Source organism: Actinoplanes sp. NPDC049599 (genome assembly GCF_044465625.1).
Lineage (GTDB): Bacteria > Actinomycetota > Actinomycetes > Mycobacteriales > Micromonosporaceae > Actinoplanes.
In genome coordinates this window covers 476,041-493,929 of the sequence record NZ_JBITLX010000001.1, presented here as the reverse complement: position 1 = coordinate 493,929, position 17,889 = coordinate 476,041, and the positions used below count along the sequence as shown (strand labels likewise).

Annotated in this window: 18 protein-coding genes; 12 read left to right on the top strand and 6 right to left on the bottom strand. The window is 72.7% G+C overall.

The annotated features are described in order from the left end of the window. Window positions 1-53: 53 nt before the first annotated feature. Window positions 54-314, bottom strand: a complete 261-nt coding sequence (locus ACIBQZ_RS02310; protein ID WP_396086628.1) for a hypothetical protein — start codon at window positions 312-314, stop codon at window positions 54-56. 130 nt (window positions 315-444) lie between these two features. On the opposite strand from ACIBQZ_RS02310, the gene ACIBQZ_RS02305 reads away from it, so the two are divergent. Together ACIBQZ_RS02305 and ACIBQZ_RS02300 are read left to right on the top strand one after the other, a co-directional pair. Further along, on the top strand, window positions 445-1,182 hold the full coding sequence (locus ACIBQZ_RS02305; RefSeq protein ID WP_396086627.1) for a response regulator transcription factor: 738 nt from the start codon (window positions 445-447) through the stop codon (window positions 1,180-1,182). Beyond that, window positions 1,160-2,722 (top strand): sensor histidine kinase, encoded by a 1,563-nt coding sequence (locus ACIBQZ_RS02300; RefSeq protein ID WP_396086626.1) that lies wholly within the window; start codon window positions 1,160-1,162, stop codon window positions 2,720-2,722. The genes ACIBQZ_RS02305 and ACIBQZ_RS02300 overlap by 23 nt, the downstream gene beginning before the upstream one ends. Here ACIBQZ_RS02300 and ACIBQZ_RS02295 read toward each other — a convergent pair. Further along, entirely contained in the window at window positions 2,688-3,098 is a 411-nt protein-coding gene (locus ACIBQZ_RS02295) for a hypothetical protein (protein ID WP_396086625.1), read from the bottom strand. The two genes, ACIBQZ_RS02300 and ACIBQZ_RS02295, sit on opposite strands and share 35 nt — an antisense overlap. Before the next feature lie 274 nt (window positions 3,099-3,372). Here ACIBQZ_RS02295 and ACIBQZ_RS02290 point away from each other — a divergent pair, with 274 nt between their 5' ends. The 4 genes from ACIBQZ_RS02290 (at window position 3,373) to ACIBQZ_RS02275 (ending at window position 8,470) form a co-directional block, all read left to right on the top strand. Next, window positions 3,373-4,434 carry a 3-deoxy-7-phosphoheptulonate synthase gene (locus ACIBQZ_RS02290; RefSeq protein WP_396086624.1) on the top strand — a complete coding sequence of 354 codons (1,062 nt, stop codon included), beginning with the start codon at window positions 3,373-3,375 and terminating at the stop codon, window positions 4,432-4,434. Window positions 4,435-4,528: 94 nt separating this feature from the next. Continuing rightward, on the top strand, window positions 4,529-6,685 hold the full coding sequence (locus tag ACIBQZ_RS02285; protein ID WP_396086623.1) for an ArnT family glycosyltransferase: 2,157 nt from the start codon (window positions 4,529-4,531) through the stop codon (window positions 6,683-6,685). A gap of 116 nt (window positions 6,686-6,801) precedes the next feature. Beyond that, window positions 6,802-8,082: a glycosyltransferase gene (locus ACIBQZ_RS02280; RefSeq protein ID WP_396086622.1), complete on the top strand. Its 1,281-nt coding sequence runs from the start codon at window positions 6,802-6,804 to the stop codon at window positions 8,080-8,082. Window positions 8,083-8,170: 88 nt separating this feature from the next. Beyond that, window positions 8,171-8,470 (top strand): DUF3040 domain-containing protein, encoded by a 300-nt coding sequence (locus tag ACIBQZ_RS02275; RefSeq protein WP_396086621.1) that lies wholly within the window; start codon window positions 8,171-8,173, stop codon window positions 8,468-8,470. A gap of 23 nt (window positions 8,471-8,493) precedes the next feature. Here ACIBQZ_RS02275 and ACIBQZ_RS02270 read toward each other — a convergent pair whose 3' ends face one another. From ACIBQZ_RS02270 to ACIBQZ_RS02255, 4 genes are all read right to left on the bottom strand, one after another. Beyond that, a complete protein-coding gene (locus ACIBQZ_RS02270; RefSeq protein WP_396086620.1) occupies window positions 8,494-9,585 on the bottom strand; it encodes a DNA glycosylase AlkZ-like family protein in 1,092 nt (363 codons plus the stop codon). Window positions 9,586-9,597: 12 nt separating this feature from the next. Then, window positions 9,598-10,209 carry a GNAT family N-acetyltransferase gene (locus tag ACIBQZ_RS02265; protein WP_396086619.1) on the bottom strand — a complete coding sequence of 204 codons (612 nt, stop codon included), beginning with the start codon at window positions 10,207-10,209 and terminating at the stop codon, window positions 9,598-9,600. 70 nt (window positions 10,210-10,279) lie between these two features. Further along, window positions 10,280-11,077, bottom strand: a complete 798-nt coding sequence (locus ACIBQZ_RS02260) for an IclR family transcriptional regulator C-terminal domain-containing protein (protein ID WP_396086618.1) — start codon at window positions 11,075-11,077, stop codon at window positions 10,280-10,282. A gap of 29 nt (window positions 11,078-11,106) precedes the next feature. Then, window positions 11,107-12,537 (bottom strand): amidohydrolase family protein, encoded by a 1,431-nt coding sequence (locus ACIBQZ_RS02255; protein WP_396086617.1) that lies wholly within the window; start codon window positions 12,535-12,537, stop codon window positions 11,107-11,109. A 189-nt stretch (window positions 12,538-12,726) separates the two neighbouring features. Here ACIBQZ_RS02255 and ACIBQZ_RS02250 point away from each other — a divergent pair, with 189 nt between their 5' ends. The 6 genes from ACIBQZ_RS02250 (at window position 12,727) to ACIBQZ_RS02225 (ending at window position 17,880) form a co-directional block, all read left to right on the top strand. Next, entirely contained in the window at window positions 12,727-13,851 is a 1,125-nt protein-coding gene (locus tag ACIBQZ_RS02250; protein WP_396086616.1) for a CaiB/BaiF CoA transferase family protein, read from the top strand. Beyond that, a complete protein-coding gene (locus ACIBQZ_RS02245; RefSeq protein ID WP_396086615.1) occupies window positions 13,833-14,612 on the top strand; it encodes a citryl-CoA lyase in 780 nt (259 codons plus the stop codon). The genes ACIBQZ_RS02250 and ACIBQZ_RS02245 overlap by 19 nt, the downstream gene beginning before the upstream one ends. Window positions 14,613-14,625: 13 nt before the next feature. Continuing rightward, window positions 14,626-15,561: an extradiol ring-cleavage dioxygenase gene (locus tag ACIBQZ_RS02240; RefSeq protein WP_396086614.1), complete on the top strand. Its 936-nt coding sequence runs from the start codon at window positions 14,626-14,628 to the stop codon at window positions 15,559-15,561. After that, window positions 15,558-15,917, top strand: a complete 360-nt coding sequence (locus ACIBQZ_RS02235; RefSeq protein ID WP_396086613.1) for a hypothetical protein — start codon at window positions 15,558-15,560, stop codon at window positions 15,915-15,917. The genes ACIBQZ_RS02240 and ACIBQZ_RS02235 overlap by 4 nt, the downstream gene beginning before the upstream one ends. Next, window positions 15,917-16,861, top strand: a complete 945-nt coding sequence (locus tag ACIBQZ_RS02230; protein ID WP_396086612.1) for a zinc-binding alcohol dehydrogenase family protein — start codon at window positions 15,917-15,919, stop codon at window positions 16,859-16,861. Before ACIBQZ_RS02235 ends, ACIBQZ_RS02230 begins: the two co-directional genes overlap by 1 nt. A 74-nt stretch (window positions 16,862-16,935) precedes the next feature. Then, the gene (locus ACIBQZ_RS02225; RefSeq protein WP_396086611.1) at window positions 16,936-17,880 is read left to right on the top strand and encodes a discoidin domain-containing protein; all 945 of its coding nucleotides are present in this window, start codon (window positions 16,936-16,938) and stop codon (window positions 17,878-17,880) included. Window positions 17,881-17,889 lie beyond the last annotated feature (9 nt).

The following is a 17,889-nucleotide window of genomic DNA, read 5'->3' as shown; positions in this document are numbered from 1 at the left end:
TCCTCCGCTCACCCGCCGACACAACGCGGGACATTATGCGGAGTTTCCGGCATTTAGTCCGATTCCGACACGCTGCGCCCCCGGCCCGCGGCGGGCACGTCGGCGAGCACGCCGCTGCTGATGATCGTGTCCGCCGCGCTCACCGTCGAGAAGCCGACCAGCTCACCGGCGCCGAGCCGGGTCGCCGGGGCCAGCGGCGGCCCCAGCACGGCGGCCAGCGCCAGGGTCGCGACCAGCGCCGCGCCGGTGGTCCGCCGGCGCCACCGCGCCCGGCTCGTCGGGAAGGCGGTCCGGGAGATCGTCAGGTTCGTCATGCCGCCGACTGTGTCCGCCGCCGGTGTCACGACGCTGTGCGAAAACCATGGTCAGGCTGTGTCCGGGACGCACAGGTGCTACACAGGGAGCGGAAAGGTGGCGCAAAGCGTGGCCCGCGAGAGTAGGGGCATGACGATGGCGAACGCGGACAGCAGCACGGAGCTCCGGCGCCCCGACGGCAGCCCCGTCCGGGTGCTCGTGGTGGACGACGAGCCCACCCTGGCCGAGCTGCTCTCGATGGCCCTGCGATACGAGGGCTGGGACGTCCGCAGCGCCGGCGACGGGCACACCGCCGTCCGGACCGCCCGCGACTTCCGCCCCGACGCCGTGGTGCTCGACATGATGCTGCCCGACATCGACGGCCTCGAGGTGCTGCGCCGGCTGCGCGGCGAGACTCCCGACGTGCCGGTGCTGTTCCTGACCGCCAAGGACTCGGTGGAGGACCGGATCACCGGGCTCACCGCCGGCGGCGACGACTACGTCACCAAGCCGTTCAGCCTGGAGGAGGTCGTGGCCCGGCTGCGCGGCCTGATGCGCCGGATGGGCCACTCCCCGATGCGGACGGACTCCCAGCTCATCGTCGGCGACCTGAGCCTGGACGAGGACAGCCACGAGGTGCGCCGGGGCGGCGACCTGGTCACGCTGACCGCGACGGAGTTCGAGCTGCTGCGCTACCTGATGCGCAACCCGCGCCGGGTGCTGAGCAAGGCCCAGATCCTGGACCGGGTGTGGAACTACGACTTCGGCGGCCAGGCGAACGTGGTGGAGCTGTACATCTCGTACCTGCGCAAGAAGATCGACGCGGGCCGGAACCCGATGATCCACACCATGCGCGGAGCGGGTTATGTCCTCAAGCCCGCTGACTGAGGCACGGCCGGGCCGGTGGAACCCGGTCGGCTGGCCGCTGCGCACCCGGCTGATCGCCATCATGATCGTGCTGCTGGCGCTGCTCGGGCTGGTCGTCGGCGCCACCGCCGAGGTGTACCTGCACAACACGCTCTATCAGCGGCTCGACTCGCAGGTCCAGGAGACCGCCAACCGGGCGCAGAACCGGCCCGGCCGCGACTTCCCCGGCGACGGCCAGTTCCGCGGCGGCGACTTCCTGCAGAAGCCCCCACCCGGCGCCCAGACCGACTCCATCTTCCTCAACCTGACCGAAACGGGCGAGGTGAGCGGCGGCGGCATCGTCGCCCTCAGCCCCGACGCGAACGGCATCTACGACAACGAGTTCGAGAGCCTCACGGCCGCCACGGTCGCCCAGCTGAGCGCGGTCGCCCCGAACAACCAGCCGGTGGACGTCGACCTCGGCACGCTCGGCGACTACCGGGTGGTCTCCCGGCTCACCAACGACGGCGGCGTGGTGGTCGCCGCCCTGCCGCTGGCCGACACCCAGGAGACACTGCTGGCGATGGCCCTGGTCACCGGCGGGGCGGTGCTGGTGACGCTGGTCGTGGCCGGCTGGGCGGGCGCGGTGATCATCCGCCGTACCCTGCAGCCGTTGCACCGGGTCGCGGCCACCGCGACCAGGGTCTCCGAGCTGGAGCTCGACCGCGGCGAAGTTGATCTGGCCCAGCGGGTGCCGGCCGCGGACACCGACCCGCGCACCGAGGTCGGCGCCGTCGGCGCGGCGCTGAACCGGCTGCTCGACCACGTCGGCAACGCGCTGGAGGCCCGGCACGCCAGCGAGATGCAGGTACGCCAGTTCGTCGCCGACGCCAGCCACGAGCTGCGCACCCCGCTGGCCGCGATCCGCGGCTACGCCGAGCTGAGCCGGCGCAGCCGCCGGCCGGTGCCGGACGAGATCGGCCACGTGCTGCGCCGGGTCGAGTCGGAGGCCACCCGGATGACCGCGCTGGTCGAGGACCTGCTGCTGCTGGCCCGGCTGGACGCCGGCCGGCCGCTGGCCCAGGACCCGGTGGACCTGACCATGCTGATCGTGGACGCGGTGAGCGACGCGCACGCCGCCGGCCCGCGGCACGACTGGCAGCTCGACCTGCCGGACGAGCCGGTGACCGTGACCGGCGATCCGCAGCGGCTGCACCAGGTGCTGGCGAATCTGCTGGGCAACGCCCGGACGCACACGCCGGAGGGCACCACGGTGACGGTCGGGGTGAGCGAGAGCGGCGGCGCCGCGGTGCTGACCGTGACCGACGCCGGCCCCGGCATCCCCGCCGATCTCCAGCCGCACATCTTCGAACGGTTCGCCCGCGGGGACAGTTCCCGGTCCCGGGCGGCCGGCAGCACCGGCCTGGGTCTGTCGATTGTGCACGCGGTGGTGACGGCGCACGGCGGCACGGTCGCGGTGCGCAGCGGGCCGGGCCGCACCGAGTTCACCGTCCGGCTGCCGATGACCGCGGCGCTGCCGGCGGTCCCTACGCTCGGTTCCCCTGTCGCAGCGCGTCCATGAGCACGTCGCGCAGGTCGTCCAGCAGCGCGCCGGCCGCCTCGCCGTCGGTGACGTGCAGCTCCAACGGCACCGACTCGCGGTCCCGGCCCACCAGCACGTCCAGCGCGCACAGCGCCCGGCCGGCCAGCTCGCTGGTCACCTCCGGGCAGGCCGCGGCCAGCAGGCGGTCGTCCAGCCAGGGCCGGTTCGCCGCGCCGGGCAGGCCGGCCGCGATAGCCGCGATCGCGATCAATGCCTGCGTCGCCGGTATCTCACCCAGCAGGACGGACGGCGTTTCCCAGACCCGGAGCACGACCGCGGCGACGGCCTGTCTCCGCCGGGCCGGCGGGAGCTCGGCCAGGCCGTCCAGCAGGTACGGCGCGCTCGCGTTGTTCATGTGTTCAATGGCAGCACAGCAACTTGCACGTGCCCATACCCCGGCTGACGGACACTCTCGTGCACCGATGGGCTAAGCTCACCGCGTGTCCTTCTGGTATCAGTGGTTTACGAGGCCGGCTCCCGCCGGTGCCTCGGCCATGATCCCATGACCTGAGACACCTTCCGTAGGGCCGGCCGAGGCAGCGACAGTCGTCGCTGCCTTTTCGTTTGCGCAAAACAGCCGGCCTCACCCGGGCCGCCGGCCCCGGGCACCGGCGGAGGAGAAGACAGCCGTGACCATCCCCGAGGTGCAGCGGGTCAGCGACCAGCGCATCGAGACCGTCGTGCCGCTGATGAGCCCCGCGCTGCTCCATCACGAGCTGCCGCTGACCCACGAGCTGTCGGCGACCGTGCTGGACAGCCGCCGGCAGGTGGAGGCCGTGCTCGACGGCCGAGATCCCCGCCTGCTCGTGGTCGTCGGGCCGTGTTCCGTGCACGACCCGGTCGCCGCCGCCGAGTACGCCGACCGGCTCCGGGTCGAGGCCGCCCGGCTCGCCGACGACCTGCTGATCGTGATGCGGGTGTACTTCGAGAAGCCGCGCTCGACCGTGGGCTGGAAGGGACTCATCAACGACCCCGGCCTGGACGGCACCGGCGAGGTCGGCAAGGGCCTGCGGGTGGCCCGGGCGCTGCTGCTCGAGGTGCTGGGCCGGGGCCTGCCGGTCGGCGTCGAGTTCCTGGACCCGATCACCCCGCAGTACATCGCGGACACGGTCGCCTGGGGCGCGATCGGCGCCCGGACCGTCGAGTCGCAGGTGCACCGCCAGCTCGCCTCCGGCCTGTCGATGCCGATCGGGATGAAGAACCGGCCCGACGGCAGCATCACCACCGCCATCGACGCGATCAACGCCGCCGCGGCGCCGCACGTCTTCCCCGGCATCGACGTCTCCGGCACCCCGGCGATCATGCACACCACCGGCAACCCGGACTGCCACCTCGTGCTGCGCGGCGGCAAGGGCCCGAACTACAGCGCCGCCGACGTCAACGCGGCGCTGGAGCTGCTGCGCCAGGCCGGCCTGCCGGAGCGGATCATCGTCGACTGCTCGCACGGCAACAGCAACAAGGACCACCTGCGCCAGCCGATCGTGGCCGACGATGTCGCGGGCCAGCTGGAGGCCGGGCAGCAGGGCATCAAGGGCGTGATGCTGGAGAGCTTCCTGATCGCGGGCCGGCAGGACCTGGGCGGCGAGCTGGCGTACGGGCAGAGCGTCACCGACGCCTGCATGGGCTGGGACCCGACCGTCGGCGTGCTGGACCGGCTCGCGACCGCGGCGGCGAAACGGCGATCGGCCTGACTCACAGGCGGCGCACAGTAACGGCATAACGGGCCGACAGGCAGGCGGAAGACAGTAACGAGGTCAGTGCTTCCGCCTGCCCTAAGGAACCTCGATGACCTCGACGTTGCCCGTACCGCCGATGGTGTCGCCGGCCGGCCCGCCACCGGTCACGCCGCCACCGGTGGACCGTCCCCGGTCCCGCTGGTCGGCGTTCTTCCGCGGCCGGGCGGACGACGCCGCCTGGGTACGGCCCGCCCTGCTCGCCCTGCTGATCCTCACCGGCGTCCTCTACCTCTGGGGGCTCGGCGCGTCCGGCTGGGGCAACGCGTTCTACTCGGCGGCCGTGCAGGCCGGCTCGGAGAGCTGGAAGGCGTTCTTCTACGGCTCGTCCGACGCGGCGAACTCGATCACGGTCGACAAGACCCCCGGCTCCCTGTGGATCATGGCCCTGTCGGTCCGTGTCTTCGGCCTCAGCTCCTGGAGCATCCTCGTCCCGCAGGCCCTGATGGGCGTCGCCACGGTCGGCCTGCTGTTCACCACGGTCCGCCGCTGGTACGGCCCCGCCGCCGGCCTGCTCGCCGGTGCCGTGTCGGCGCTGACCCCGGTCGCGGTGCTGATGTTCCGCTTCAACAACCCGGACGCGCTGCTGGTGCTGCTGATGGTCGCCGGCGCGTACGCGACCGTGCGGGCCATCGAGAACGGCTCGACGAAGTGGCTGGTGCTGGCCGGGGTGTTCGTCGGCTTCGGCTTCCTCACCAAGATGCTCCAGGCGCTGCTGGTGGTGCCCGCGTACGCGCTGGCGTACCTGTTCGCCGGCCCGCCGAAGCTGGGCAAGCGCATCTGGCAGCTGCTGCTCGCCGGGCTGGCGGTGGTGGTCGCGGCCGGCTGGTACATCGCCATCGTGGAGCTGGTGCCGGCGTCGATGCGGCCGTACATCGGCGGCTCGCAGAACAACAGCCTGCTGGAGCTGACCCTGGGCTACAACGGCCTGGGCCGGCTCAACGGCGAGGAGACCGGCAGCATCGGCGGCGGTGGCGGCGCCGCGGGTGGCGGGATGTGGGGCGAGTCCGGCTTCCTGCGGATGTTCGACAGCTCGCAGGGCGGTCAGGTCTCCTGGCTGCTGCCGGCCGCGCTGATCACGCTGGTCGCCGGGCTGGTGCTGACGCTGCGGGCGGCCCGCACCGACCGGCTGCGCGCCGGGCTGATCCTGTGGGGCTCGTGGCTGGTCGTCACCACCGCGGTGTTCAGCTTCATGCAGGGCATCTTCCACGCGTACTACACGGTGGCGCTGGCCCCGGCGATCGGCGCGGTGGTCGGCATGGGCTCGGTGCTGTTGTGGCGGCACCGGCGTAACGTCTTCGCGGCGCTGACCCTGGCGGCGACCATCGCGGTGAGCGCCTGGTGGTCGTTCCACCTGCTCGGCCGCAGCGCCGACTTCCTGCCGTGGCTGCGCTGGGTGGTGCTGATCGGCGGCGCGCTGGCGGCGCTCGGCGTGCTCGCCACGTTGCGGCTGCCGGCCCGGATCGCGCTTGCCACGGCCGGTCTCGCCGTGGCCGCCGTGCTCGCCGGCCCCGCCGCGTACGCGGTGCAGACGGCCGCCGAACCGCACACCGGATCGATCCCGTCGGCCGGCCCGGCCTCGCAGGGCGGCGGCTTCGGCGGGCGGGGCGGTCCCGGCGGTGGCGGCGGCCGGGGTCAGCGCGGCGCCTTCCCCGGCGGCGCCTTCCCCGGCGGCGGCTTCCCCGGCGGCGCGATGCCCGGCGCGATGCCCGGCGGCGGCACGACCGGCACGGCCCCGGGCGGCGCCACCGGCACCGCGCCCGGCGGCACGACCGGGGGCACGACCGGCGGTGCTGCTCAGGGTGGCGGGATGCGCGGCGGTGGCGGCATGGGCGGGCTGCTCAACGCGGCCACGGTCAGCGACGAGATGAAGTCCCTGCTGGACGCGGACGCGGAACGCTACACCTGGGTGGCCGCGGCGGTCGGCTCGCAGAACGCCTCGGGCTACCAGCTCGCCACCGGCGACCCGGTGATGGCGATCGGCGGCTTCAACGGCAGCGACCCGTCCCCGACGCTCGCCCAGTTCCAGCAGTACGTGGCCGACGGAAAGATCCACTACTTCATCGGCGGCGGCACCGGCGGTGGCGGCCGTGGCGGCGCCGGCTCGGGCGGCAGCAACTACAGCTCGCAGATCTCCGAGTGGGTCACCGCGAACTACACCGCCCAGACCGTGGACGGTGTCACCCTCTACGACCTGACCGCGCAATAGAAACCCCACCTGCGCCGCGGGCGGTCCTCGATGCCGAGGGCCGCCCCGCGGGCTTTCACAGCCCTGCCACAGCCTCGCCACAATCCGGGCAAAGCCGCGAAGCCGACCTTGGTGGCATGAGCCTTTCCACGCTGCCCTCGCACGCTGCCGAGCAGGTGCGGGTCGTTGCCCCGGTGCTGGACGTGGTCGTGCCGGTGTACAACGAGGAGATCGACCTCGAGCCGTGCGTGCGCCGGTTGCACTCCTATCTGCGGGCCGAGTTCCCGTACCGGTTCCGGATCACCATCGCGGACAACGCGAGCACCGACGCGACCGCCGAGGTGGCGGACCGGCTGGCCGGGGAGCTGACCGAGGTCCGGGCGGTGCACCTGGCCGAGAAGGGCCGCGGCCGGGCGCTGAAGTTCGTGTGGACGCACTCCGACGCGACCGTGCTCGCCTACATGGACGTGGACCTCTCCACCGACCTCGGCGCGCTGCTGCCGCTGGTCGCCCCGCTGATCTCCGGCCACTCGGACCTGGCCATCGGCTCCCGGCTCGCCCGCGGCTCGCGGGTGGTCCGCGGCGCCAAGCGCGAGTTCATCTCCCGCACCTACAACCTGATCCTGCGCGGCGCCCTGTCGGCCCGCTTCTCCGACGCCCAGTGCGGCTTCAAGGCGATCCGCGCGGACGTGGCCGGCCGGCTGCTGCCGATGGTCGAGGACACCGGCTGGTTCTTCGACACAGAGCTGCTGGTGCTGGCTGAGCGGGCCGGGCTGCGCATCCACGAGGTGCCGGTGGACTGGGTGGACGACCCGGACAGCCGGGTGGACATCGTGGCCACCGCGCTGGCCGACCTGCGCGGCATCGCCCGGCTGACCCGGGCGCTGGGCACCGGGCGGCTGCCGCTGGCCGCCCTGCGCGAGCAGCTGGGCCGCAACCCGCTGCCGGTCGCCGGGGTGCCGGCCGGGCTGACCGGCCAGCTGCTGCGCTTCGCCGGCGTCGGGGTCGCCAGCACGCTGGCCTACCTGCTGCTCTACGCGCTGCTGCGCACCGGCGCCGGCCCGCAGTGGGCCAACCTGGTCGCCCTGCTGGTCACGGCGGTGGCGAACACGGCGGTCAACCGCCGGGTCACCTTCCGGGTACGCGGCACCGACGGCGCCTGGCGGCACCAGGCCCAGGGGCTGGTCGTCTTCGCCGTCGGACTGGGCCTGACCAGCGGCTCGCTGGCGCTGCTGCACGCGCTGACCGAGCCACCGACCATGGTGGAGCTGGCCGTGCTGGTCGTCGCGAACCTGGTCGCCACCGGGGTGCGTTTCCTGCTGATGCGGATCTGGGTCTTCCGCGCCACCCATACCGCACGTCCGGTCTTGCATGAAGCCGGTGTGAACGCAAGTGCTCCGGCTGTAGGAAATCGGTGACCGGCGGGTAACAATGGCAGGGATCGGGGCCGCGTCACGGGCCCCGGTCGATGTGCCTTTGAGTCCGGGCCCCGCCGGAGGTGGCGACATGCTCAGCCAAGAAGACAGCCGCAGACTGGCCCAGCTGGAACGCCAGCTCCGCCGCGAGGACCCGGACTTCTGCGCGCGGATGGCCGGCGACCTGCCCGTCCGCCGGCGCAGGCCGATCTCCCTGCTGCTGACCGCGGTGGTGATCTGGGCCGCGGCCCTGATCCTGGGAATCTTCGGCTGGTGGGGCGCGGCCGCCGTCGCGGCGGTCTGGGGCACGGTGATCGTGGCCGCCCTGGGCTATCGCCGCCGCCCGGGCCGCGACGAGTCCAACCCGGACCCGTTCCCCCCGACCTGGTAGCCGCGGGCTCCGCGAGCCCCTGCTCAGGCGAAGGTGACGGTCGCGTCGACCGCGTCGCGGGCTCGGGCGACCACCGCCGCTTCCGCTTCCACCGCCTTGCGGGCCTTCGCGGTCAGCCCCTCGAACGGCGTCACCGTCAGGTCGACCCGGTGCTTGCCGGCCAGCTTCGCCCGCCACACCCCCGCGATCTCGCCGTCCACCAGCAGCACCCCCGGGTTGCCCAGCAGCTTCCAGATCTCCTTCTGCCGTGCCTTCTCCGGCACCAGCACGTCGCGGTCGCGGGCCTGGAGCAGCGGGTCCATCGCCGGCACCAGCCGCACACCCGGCGCCGCCTCGGCCGAGGACAGCTCCCCCACCGCCGCCGCCGGCAGCCAGGCCCTGCGGCCGTCGATCCGCACCTCGGCGAGGTCGGCGGGCCAGACCTTCTTCAGCTCCGCGGTCGAGCTGCCGAGGTATCTGCCCAGCTCGGCCGGGGTGGCCGGGCCGAGCAGCCGGAGGTACGCCGTGATCAGCCCGGCGATGCCCTCGTTCTCGGCCGGCTGCGGCGGGGCGGGGCGGATCGGGCCCAGCGTGGCGTCGCGGCCGCGGGACTCGACCTGGATGCCGCCGGCCAGCCCGGAGTGCTGCCAGACGTTGCCGGCGATGTGCTGGGCGGCGCAGCTGCGGCAGTCGTAGGTCAGCTCCTTCGGGACCCGCGCGCTGACCTGGGTGCTGACCTCGCCGCGGGGCATCGAGGAGCGCACGACCTCGCGGAACGCCTGCGCGGTGAGGGTGAACGCCCGGATGCCCAGCTTGCCGGCGTCGGGGGTCTGGCCGCTCTTGATCCGGGCCGCCGCGTCCGCGTCGCTGACCGGCCAGAGCGCCTTGACCAGCGTCTTGAGGTCTTTGCGCCGGTGCAGGTGGGGCGCGCCCCGGGTCGCCCAGACCATCAGCAGGCGGTCGTCGTCGAGCTCCGCGTCGGTGCGGGCCGCCAGCGCCACCCGCACCGAACCCGGCGTGTATTCCTGCACGCCCAGGTCGAGCACGGGCAGGTCACCGGGGCGTGCCCTGCTCCGGGTGGCCAGGCCGAGGGCGGCCAGCCGGTATGCCATCACCTGTGCCCGGTCCACGTCCATGGGACCCACCTTTCACCCGCGACGACCGTAGCGCCGGGCTGCGACATTTCTCAGCCGTTCGAGCCGGGTGCCGCCGCCGGGCGAGACGAGTTCCCAGGTGTCCAGGCTGCTCGGGCCGTACGGGCCCTCCTGGAGGATGGGTGGTTCGCCGGTGAGCCGGTAGCCGCAGCGACGGGCCACGGCACAGCTCGCCGTGTTCGCCGCGTCGATGCGCAGCAGCAGCCGTTGCAGGCCCAGCGGGCCGCGGGCGTAGCCGGACAGCAGCGACAGCGCCGCCGACGCCAGGCCGCGCCGGCGGTGCGGGGCACCCACCAGGTAGCCCAGCTCGGCCTCCCGCAGGCCGGCGTCGACCCCGAAGAGCAGCGTCTCGCCGACCGGCTTGCCGCCGTCCAGGGTGATCGCGAGCTGGATCCGCTGGCCGGTGGCGCGGGTCTGCCGGGCCCGTTTCAGGTACGCGACACCCGCCTCGAGATCAAACGGCGACGGCATCGGCGTCCAGCGGGCGATGTCGGGCTCGTCGAGCAGCTCCACCAGATCCTCGAGATCCTCGTCCCGCCACTCCCGGAGCGAGACGCCGTCTCCGGTCAGCGCGATCGGATAGGGCAGGCGGCCGGCGGTCGTCATGCGCCGATCCTGCCGGTAACCACCCGGTTCCGGCCAGTAGGGGAGCCTTAAGAAAGCCGGGTGACCGGTCTCAGCCCCGGACCACCATCGGCGCGGTATCGAGCAATGACCAGTCGTGGCTTATGTCTGCGGCCGCACGCAGCAGCAACGGCAGATACTCGCCTGTCAATTTATCGACAGACGTCTCCGCCGCGTGCACCGTGACGTTGAGCGCGGCGACCACCTTGCCGTCGCCGTTGCGCACGCCCGCGGCGATCGACCGGATGCCCAGCGCGAGATCCTGGTCGGCCAGCGCCCAGCCCTTGGCCCGGACCTCGCGCAGGGCCGCCTCCAGGGCCGGGCGGTCGGGCCGCCAGCGGGCGTTGATCCCGGAGCGGCCGGGCTCGGCGAGCACGGCCTCCAGCTGCGCGGGGTCGAGGGCGGCCAGCAGCACCTTGCCCATCGAGGTGGGCGCGGCGGGAAAGCGGGTGCCGATCGACACAGCGAGCGTGACGATCTTCGGTACGGCCACCCGCGCCACGTACACGATGTCCGAGCCGTCGAGCTGGGCCATCGACGTGGACTCGCCGGTGTGGGCGACCAGCCACTCCATGTGCGGCCGCGCCACGTCCCACATGTCCAGCGAGTTCACGTACGCCATGCCCAGCTCGAGCACCCGCGGGGTCAGCCTGTACCCGCGCTCGACCGCCCGCACGTAACCCAGCTCGGTGAGCGTGAGCAGGATCCGGCGTACGGTCGGCCGGGCCAGCCCGGTGTCGGCGGCGATCTCGCTCAGCGTCGACACCCGGCGGCCCGGCCGGAAGCTGCGCACCACGTCCAGCCCGCGGGCGAGGGCCTCGATGAAGTCAGGTCCGGTCTCCCGTGCCATCGAGCCCCCCTTCGTGATCGTCGGACCGGCTAATGCTTCCACTGCGCCGAGCCGGCGTCCCACTCGGTGTAGGTGTACGGGTTGTCCCGCACCTTGGTCTCGGGCACGTCCGGGTTCATCCCGCGCAGCCAGGCCTCCTCGCCCATGGTCGAGCGCAGGTGCTCGATGGTCCGGCCGACCTGCTCGCGGGCCGCAGCCAGGTCCACCCCGACCAGCTTGTGGTCCCGCTTGACGATCTTGCCGTTGACCAGCACCGTGTCGACGTCCCCGCGCTGCGCCTGGAAGGCCACGTGGCCGTACGGGTGCAGGATCGGGAACATCACCGGCGAGTCGTCGTTCTTGAGCAGCACGATGTCGGCCTTCTTGCCCGCCTCCAGGCTGCCGACGACCGAGTCCAGCCCGAGCGCCCTGCTGCCGCCGCGGGTGGCCCAGTCGACGACCTGCTCGGCGCGCAGGTGCACATGGGTGACCGTCTCGGCCCGGCTGTGCGCCTCCATGTGCTCGCGGGAGCGGTCAGCGCCCAGCGTGCTCCGCATCGCCGAGAACAGGTCGCCGCTCCACCACACGCTGGTGTCCATCGACAGCGAGACCGGAATGCCGTGGTCCCGCAGGGTCCAGGTGGGCGGGTAGCCCTGCCCGGCGCTCTGCTCGCTCTCGGTGGAGACCGAGACCGAGCCGCCGGTCGCGGCGATCCGGTGGTACGAGTCGTGGTTGAGCGTCGCCGAGTGCACGTAGACGGTCTGCGGGGTCATGAAGCCGGCCTCGTGCATGAGCCGGATGCCGTCGTCGTTGGTCGCGCCCCAGACGCCGGCGTGCGTGGTGACCGGCACGCCCAGCTCGCGGGCCACCTCGAAGGCCGCCCGCTCGGGGAAGGCCGGGTCGCCGGTGACATCGAACGCCATCTGGAAGCCGAGCATGTCGTCGCCGGGGGTGATCCGCCGGCTGACGAAGTCGCGGAACTCCGGGCTGGCCGACCACTCCCACGGGCCCTGCTGGATGTTGCCGTACGCCAGCACGAACCGCCCGGGCACCGCCTGGAGCGCGTCGACCGCGGCGTCCGCGTGCTGCGGCGTCTGCAGGCCGTGCGACCAGTCCACGGTGGTGGTGACCCCGGCGTCGATCGCCTCGATGGCGGCCAGCAGGTTGCCGGCGTGGATGTCCTCGGGGCGGAACAGCTTGCCGGACTCCAGGTAGTACCAGACGAAGTACTGGGTGAGGGTCCAGTCGGCGCCGTAGCCGCGCATCGCCGTCTGCCACATGTGCCGGTGGGTGTCGATCATGCCGGGCATCAGGATGCCGCCGGTCGCGTCGATCACGGTGGCGCCCTCGGGCGCGGTGAGCCCGACGCCGACCCCGGCGATCTTCTGGTCGATCACCAGCACGTCGGCGTTCGGCAGCACGGTGTGCCGGTCGTCCATGGTCAGCACGGTGCCGTTGCGGAACAGAACACTGTCGGTCATTCGCCGTCGCCCCTTCCGGACAGGCGTCCGTCTAGCGGTCACTGTCTCGGCGCCAGTGTGTTGCGGCTCACCAGGCATGTCAAGGACATGTTTCGCAGCGATGACCGTTGACAGCTCAATGCCCTACGCCGAGACTGGCAAAAGCGCGGACAACCGTCCGTCTAGCGGTCAATGCTCGGAAGGCGGCACATGGGACCCCTCAGCGGACTGCTCGTCGCGGACTTCTCCCGGATCCTCGCGGGCCCGTACGCGACCATGCTGCTCGCCGATCTCGGCGCCCAGGTGATCAAGGTCGAGGGCCCGGCGGGCGACGACACCCGCACCTGGATGCCCCCGGTCCGCGACGACGTGTCGACGTACTACCTGGGCATCAACCGCAACAAGCGGTCGATCGCGCTGGACCTGAAGAAGCCCGACGACCTGGACGTGGCGCAGCGGCTGGCCGCCCGCGCCGATGTGATGATCGAGAACTTCCGGCCGGGCGGGCTCCAGCGGTTCGGCCTCGACTACGACACGGTCGCGGTCGCGAACACCAAGATCGTGTACGCGTCGATCAGCGGCTTCGGCACCGGCGCGGGCGCCAACTACCCCGGCTACGACCTGATGGTGCAGGCGATCTCCGGCCTGATGAGCCTCACCGGGGACCCGGACGGTTCGCCGTACCGGGCCGGCATCTCGGTCTTCGACGTGATGGCCGGGCTGCACGCCAGCATCGGCATCCTGGCCGCGCTGCATCACCGCGACGCCACCGGCAGCGGCCAGCACGTCGAGGTCAACCTGCTCTCCTCCGCGCTGTCCGGGCTGGTCAACCACTCCAGCGCGTACGTCGCCGGTGGGACGGTGCCGTTCCGGATGGGCAACGCGCACCCGAGCCTGTTCCCGTACGAGCCGCTGCCCACCGCCGACGGCGAGCTGATCGTCATCGCCGGCAACGACGGGCAGTTCCGCAAGCTGTGCCAGGTGCTCGGGCTGCCCGAGCTGCCGGACGACCCGCGCTTCGGCCGCAACCAGGACCGGACGGCCAACCGCGAGGCGTTGCGCCCGCTGCTGGTGGAACGGCTCAGCAAGCGCACCAAGGACGAGTGGTTCCGCGAGCTGCTGGCGGCCGGCGTGCCGTGCGCGCCGATCAACACCATCGACGGCGGCGTGGCGCTCGCCGACGAGCTGGGGCTGCAGCCGGTGGTGGAGGCCGGCGGGGTGCCCGGGATCCGCAACCCGATCACGTTCTCCGGCACCCCGGCGAGCTACGAGCTGCCCCCGCCCGGGCTCGACGAACACGGTGAGGAGATTCGCGCGTGGCTGACGAAGGACTGAGGTTCCCGACCGCGCTCGGCACCTCCGACGAGACGCAGATCCGGCTGCTCGGGCAGGATCTGGCCGCCGACCTGATGGGCAAGGTGGGCTTCGGCGAGCTGGCGTACTGGCTGGTGGCCGGCCGCCGGCCCACCCCGGGCGAGGTGCGCGTCTTCGAGACGGTGCTGGTCGCGCTGGCCGACCACGGCTTCACCCCGACGGCGATCGCCGCGCGCCTGACGTACCTGAGTGCGCCGGAGTCGTTGCAGGGCGCGCTGGCCGCCGGGTTGCTCGGTGGCGGCTCGCGCTTCCTGGGTGTGACCGAGGACTGTGGACGGTTCCTGGCGGCGGCGCTGGCCGACGGCGTACCGGAGGACGACGCGGGCTTTGACGCGCTCGCGCTGGACGTGGTCACCGGGGCGCGCGCCGCGAAGAAGTTCGTGCCGGGGCTGGGCCATCCGGTGCACAAGAAGCAGGACCCGCGTACCCCCGTCCTGATCCGCATCGCGGACGAAGAAGGACTGCGCGGGCCGCACCTTCGGCTGTTCGAGGCCATCGGCCGGGTGCACCCGCAGGTGCTCAACAAGACCCTGCCGCTGAACGGCGCCGGGGTGTGCGGCGCGGCGCTGGCCGACCTGGGCCTGCCCGTCGACCTGCTGCGCGGCTTCGCGCTGCTGGCCCGCGCGGCCGGGCTGCTCGGACACCTGGCCGAGGAGCGCCGCAACCCGATCGGCATGGACGTCTACCTGACCGTCGACCGCAACGCCGTCTACGAAGAGTAAGAGAGGAGCCGGCATGGCCACCGTCGTCGCGGTGATCGCCTCGACCCACCACCCCTTCTACTACAAGGCCAGCACCGCGACCGGCGAGGACCGCCCGCCGTTCGCGGACGAGTGGGTCAGCAAGATCACCGCCTTCCGCGAGACGCTGACCCGGGCCCGCCCGGACGTGCTGGTGATGGTCGGCTCCGACCACTTCCACCAGCTCTGGCTGGACAACATGCCGCAGTTCCTGGTCGGCAAGGCGCCGTTCTACGACGCCAACTTCTACAACGAGGAACGCGAGTTCGGCCTGCCCCGGATGCTGCTCAAGGGCCAGGAAGACCTGTCCGCGCACATCCTGCGGGCGGGCCTCGACGAGGGCTTCGACCTGGCGTTCAGCAACGAACTGCGGATCGACCACAGCATCACCTGCCCGATCATCACCCTGCGGCCCGAGGCCGACCTGCCGATCGTGCCGATCTACACCAACATCTTCGCGCCGCCGCTGCCGCAGCCGAAGCGCTTCGTGCAGCTCGGCAAGACCATCCGGGAGATCGTCGAGTCGTGGCCCAGCCACCTGCGGGTCGCGGTGATCGGCACCGGCCACCTCTCGCTGGAGCTGGGCGGACCGCGGCAGTTCGGCCCGCACGGCCCGGACCCGGAGTTCGACCGCAAGGCGGTGGAGTGGATCGCCACCGGCGACCTGGAACGCTGCCTGGCCGAGGTGACCCTGGACAGCCTGCACTCCCCCGGCAACGCCACGCACGGCTTCATGGACTTCATGCTGATGATGGGTGTCGCGGGCGCCGGCCAGAAGGCCGACCACGTGGACACCCTGGACCTGTTCCACACCATGGAGGCCTACTTCACCTGGTACCCGAACGGGGTGGACATGAGCGGGAGCGGAGAGGCTACGGTCCGGACCACGACGGCGGATGATCGCCGAGCCGCGGAGCGGGGGCAGAGATGAGCAAGTACCTGCTCGACAAGTTCCTGTACTACGTGGACCGCGACCCCGAGCTGGTCGAGCGCTACCGCGAGGACCCGCGGGGCACGGTCACCTGGTGGGAGGCCGAGTGTGCCAACAAGGTGCTGAACTGCCACGCCGGTGAGGCCAGCACCTGGCTGCGCTTCACCGACGCCGAACGCGAGGCGCTGGCCGCCCACGACCACGTCGCGCTGTTCACGCTGGGCGCGCACCCGTTCCTGACCCTGACCCTGTTCATCGCGATGTTCGAACGCGACCACGGGCCGCTGGAGTACCAGAAGGCGTTCGGCGCGCGGCTCGCGCACTTCGCGCTGCCGTACCCGGACATCGCCACCTGATGCGGGCCGCGCTGGTGCACACGTGCGGCGCCCCGCCGGTGGCCGGGGAACGGGCGGTGCCGGTGCCCGGGGAGGGCGAGCTGCTGCTCCGGGTCACGGCGGCGTCGATCACCCCGCTGGACCGGCTGTGCGCGAGCGGCACCTCCTACTTCGGTGCGCCGGCCACCCCGTACGTCCCGGGCGTGCAGGGGGTCGGTGTCCGGGACGACGGCACCGCGGTGTGGTTCCCGACCAGCGCGGGCATGCGCCCCGGCGACGGCAGCCTGGCCGAGTACGCAGCCGTGCGCGCCGCCGACACCGTGGAACTGCCGGACGGCGTCGACCACCGGCTGATCGCGGCGCTCGGGCTCTCCGCGGTGGCCGCCCAGCTGGCCCTGACCTGGCGCGGCGAGCTCCAGCCGGGCGAGCGCGTGCTGGTGCTGGGTGCGGGCGGGGTGGTCGGGCAGGCGGCCGTCCAGCTGGCCCTGCTGGCCGGTGCGGGCTCCGTGATCGCGGCAGCCCGGTCGTCCGCCGGACAGCAGCGGGCGGCGCGGGCGGGGGCGGCTGTGGTCGTACCGCTGGAACAGGGCGACGACGTCGCCGGGCTGGCGTCCCGGCTGCGGTCCGCCGCCGGCGGACCGGTGGACCTGGTCCTGGACCCGCTCTTCGGCATCCCGGCGGCGGCCGCGCTGCGCACGCTGCGCCCGGGCGGCCGGCTGGTCAACCTGGGCAGCGCGGCGGGCGAGACCGCGCCGCTGGAATCGGCGCCGCTGCGCGCGGGCTCGCTGCGCATCCTCGGCTACACGAACAACGAACTGACCCCGGCGGCACGCTCGGCGGCCCTCACCCTGATCGCCACCCACGCGGCGGCCGGCCACCTGACGGTCGACCACACCACGGTACGGCTGACCGACATCACCACCGCCTGGCACCGCACCGACCACCGCGTCGTGGTGATTCCGTAGCCCGGGCGGCATGACCCTCCACTAGGGTGGGTCGCTCGGACTCACCGAGCGTGTCCCCGCGGAGGAAGCCCACGATGCCGAACCCTGCCGAGCAGCAACCCGGCGATGCGACCGGGCTGCCGACCAGGATCCCCTTCGCGGGACCGCACCCCGGCACGGTCGGGCCGGACCGGCCGGCGCCTTCCGTGCACACCGAGTCACCGGCGCAGGCGGCCGGCCGGTTGCCGCGTACCCCGCTGCCGAGGGTGACCGGCATCCCCCGCCGCGCCCCGGCGACCGGAGCTCCCGCCGCCCCGCCGGTTGTCGCCGAGCCGGAGCGTGCGGGCCGGTCGGGCCGGTCGTGGGTGCTGCCCGCCGCCGTGGCCGCGTTGATCCTGGTGGCCGGCGGATTCTGGTGGTCGCGGGACCGTGCGGCCCCGGAAGCGCCGCGTGCGGCGCCGGCCCCGGCCTTGGCGCCGACCATGCGGATCACCGCTCCGGGTACGGGCGCGTCGGCCGGGGTGGGCAGCGATGCCCCGTCCGCCGCCGCGTCGGTGGCCGCTCCCGGGCGTGCGTCCTCCGGCGGTTCCCCGGCGGCCGGCGGCGCGACCAGGACCGTCGAGCGGACGCCGGTCGGTGCCGCGGCCAACCCGTCCGGCCGCAACCTGGCCCTCGGTGCGCGGGCCACGGCCTCCAGCGTCGAGGGGTCCGCGTGGGGGCCGGCCTACGCCGTCGACAACAACACCGCGACCCGGTGGAGCAGCGGGTTCAGCGACCCGCAGTGGCTCACGGTGGATCTCGGCAAGAGCTGGGAGATCAGCGAGGTGCTGCTGCGCTGGGAGAACGCCCACGCCACGGCGTACCGGGTGGAGCTGTCGACCGACGGCAAGAAGTGGAAGCGGGTCTACGGCACCGACGCCGGTTCCGGCGGCGACGTGACCGTGCAGGTGCCGAAGCTCCCGGCCCGCCTGGTCCGCGTGTACGGCACCGCCCGCTCGACCCAGTACGGCTACTCACTGCTGGAGATCGAGGTGCGCTGAGCCGGGCGC